Here is a 298-nt window from a genome sequence, read left to right on the forward strand (position 1 = left end):
CCGCCATTATGGCAGCTGTGGGGGGCAACGCGGCGGCAAAGCAGGTTGCCTGGGTGCATGTCATGCTGAATGTTGCAGGTGTGCTCGTGTTCTTTCCTTTCATCCAGCCGTTTGCCGTGTTAGTATCCTGGCTCACCGGCGATCCGGCACTGCAAATCGCCCACGCGCAGACGCTGTTCAATGTGATTAGCTCGCTGCTGGCGCTTCCGTTTGCGCATGCAATCGCACGAATGGCGCAGCATTATATTAAAGGATAAAAGGAGGGGGAAAAGAAAGAAAAAGATCCAGGGAAGAAAAA

General features: G+C 53.7%; 1 protein-coding gene. It reads left to right on the plus strand.

Features of this window, described 5'->3' with window-relative positions; translation table 11 throughout:
* A partial coding sequence (locus tag B2899_RS10530; RefSeq protein ID WP_286885637.1) for a Na/Pi symporter occupies positions 1 to 257 on the plus strand: 257 nt, incomplete at its 5' end.
* Positions 258 to 298: the final 41 nt, after the last annotated feature.

This window comes from Aneurinibacillus sp. UBA3580 (assembly GCF_002375825.1).
GTDB classification, from domain to species: domain Bacteria; phylum Bacillota; class Bacilli; order Aneurinibacillales; family Aneurinibacillaceae; genus Aneurinibacillus; species Aneurinibacillus danicus.